The organism is Sphingomonas floccifaciens (assembly GCF_042681125.1).
Classification (GTDB): Bacteria; Pseudomonadota; Alphaproteobacteria; order Sphingomonadales; family Sphingomonadaceae; genus Sphingomonas; species Sphingomonas floccifaciens.
On record NZ_JBHUFC010000035.1, the window covers coordinates 1 to 2,324 of the forward strand.

At 70.7% G+C, this 2,324-nt stretch carries 1 protein-coding gene; it reads right to left on the bottom strand.

Annotated elements, in window-relative coordinates; translation table 11 throughout:
• Positions 1–2,324, bottom strand: a 2,324-nt coding sequence (locus tag ACFSC3_RS20680) for a Tn3 family transposase (RefSeq protein WP_380942274.1), incomplete at both ends; no start/stop codon positions are given.

Genomic DNA, 2,324 nt, shown 5'->3' on the forward strand with positions numbered 1-2,324 from the left:
GCCACCTTGGCTCCGGGTCCGCCGGCGATGTTGAGTGCGCGGTAGCCGTCTTGATCGAGCTCGGCAGCAGCATCCTGCCAGAGGTAATCGCCGGTGAGGCTGATGTGTCGCCAACCAAGCGGGGCGACATGGCCGAGCAGCTCGTCGAGCGCGGGCTCGCCACTGGCGCGCAGATGCTCGACCGCACGGCCCATGTAGAGCGTGTTCCAGTACACGATCGCGGCGGTGACCAGCGTCAGCCCGGACGCCTTCAGCGCCTGGTTCTCGAATTGCGGATCGCGCAGGCGGCCCTGTTTATGGACGAACACGGCCTGGGCGAGCGTGTGACGCGCCTCGCCCTTGTTGAGCCCGGCCTGACACTGCTGGCGGAGCGCCCTGGATTCCAACCAGTCGAGCGTGAACAGCGTGCGCTCGATCCGGCCCAGCTCCTGGAGCGCGAAGTCGAGCCGGTTCTGGCGACGGTACGCGGCCAGCTTCTTCAGCATGACCGACGGTAGCACCACGCCGGCCTTCACGGACGCGGCGAGCCGGACGATCTCGTCCCAGCTTTCGCGGATGGCAGCGATGTTGAACGGGCGCCCGATCATCTTCGCGAGCGCCTCAGGGCGGGCCGTGCCCGGGAACAGGCCGAGCCGGCGGTCGGCTAGATCGCGCAGGCGGGGCACGAACCGGAAGCCGAGCAGGTGCGCGAGCGCGAACACGTGGTCGGACGCGCCGCCCGTGTCGGCGTAGTGGATCGCGGGTTCGATGCCGCAGCCGTGCGCGACCAACCCGTCCAGCACATAGGGCGCCTCCGCCGCGGTCGCCGAGATCAGCCGGACATGGTAGGGCGCGTAGGTATCGGCGACATGGGCGTAGATCTTCTGCCCCGGCTCCCGGTCGTAGCGCGCGTTGGTGCTGCCGGCCGCGCCCCGCCTGCCCGAGCGGAAGAACTGCCCGTCCGAGCTCGACGCGGTGCCGTCGCCCCACACGCGCGTGAGCGGCAGCGCGGCTTGCGCGTCCACCAGATGGCGCAGCCCTGCCGCGTAATTCTCTTCCGATACGTACCAGCCATGCGTCCAGGCGAGCTGGGCGTAGGTGACGCCCTGGCTGGCGTTGGCCATGCGCTCGATGCCGAGGTTCGTCGCGTCTGCAAGGATCGCGGCGAGCACGGCCTGCGGGTTGGAGTGGGCGCGGCCCGAGCGCAGTTCCGGAAATGCGCACAGGAACCCGGTGCGGGCTTCCACCTCGGCGAGCAGCTCGGTGATGCGCACGCGGGGCATGAGCCGGTCGACGGCCGCGTCCAGCCTGTCGGCCGCAGCGGGCGTTACGGCCGCGAGCGGGCTGACCCTGAGGTCACCGCCCCGCAGCTCCACGCCGTCAAGCGTGCCGCGCTTCAGCGAGCCTGCGAACCGGCGCAACCGCCAGTCGAGCAGCCTGGCGCGCCCCTCCAAGTAGCGGCCGACGTCGGTGTCGAACGGCAGCGTGAGCGCGATCTCGGCCGCTTTGCCGGGCGGGAGCATATAGCTGTCGAAGCGCAGGTGTTCGCGCGTACCCTCCACCCACAGGTCGCCCGATTGGAGCCGCTCGCGCACGGTCGCGACCGTGGCGGTTTCATAGCGACGGCGGTCGATGACGCCGCCCTCGGTGATCGCCGCCTTCCATTTTCTGGAAAACGGCATGGGCGCATCGGCCGGCACGGCTCGCCGCCCGGTCGCGTTCAGCGCGCGCACGACCTTGATCGCGCCGAGCACGCCGTCGCGCGAGCCTGCCGCCTTGAACCGGAACGCGTCAAAAAACGCGGGCGCGTAGCGCCGCATCGTCATGTAGCGCCCCGCCGCGCGGATCAGCGGCTCGTCACGGGTCAGGTCGGCGATCGCGGTCGCCTCGCCCTCGGCATCCAGAAGCCTCGTCCAGCCCACTCCGTCTTCGAGCGCCGCCCAGACGTCCAACCCGTCCTCGCGCGCGACCCGGAGCGCGCCGACCGTGGCGCCCAGCAGCCGCATGAGCCGGTTCACGTCGCGTGTGGTCGCCTCGATGCCGCGCTTCTGCGCGGCCCTGGCCCTGGCGAACAGGAGGCCGGTCTGCTTGCCGAACATCTCGATCGCGGCGTCCGCAAGCCGCGCTTCCAGGTCGATGACGGCTGCGGCGAGTGTCGCGCGCCTTCTGCGGAGCGAGTAGTCGGACAGGAGGAACGCGGGCGCGACATGGCCTTCGCGCACGAGCTGCTCGAAGCGGTGCTCGTGGATGCGGCCGGCAATGCCCGGGTCGAGCCCGAGCCGACGCACATGCGCGAGCCGGGCGAGAATGCCGGCGAGATTGCGCGCGGTCGGGCTGTCCGACGT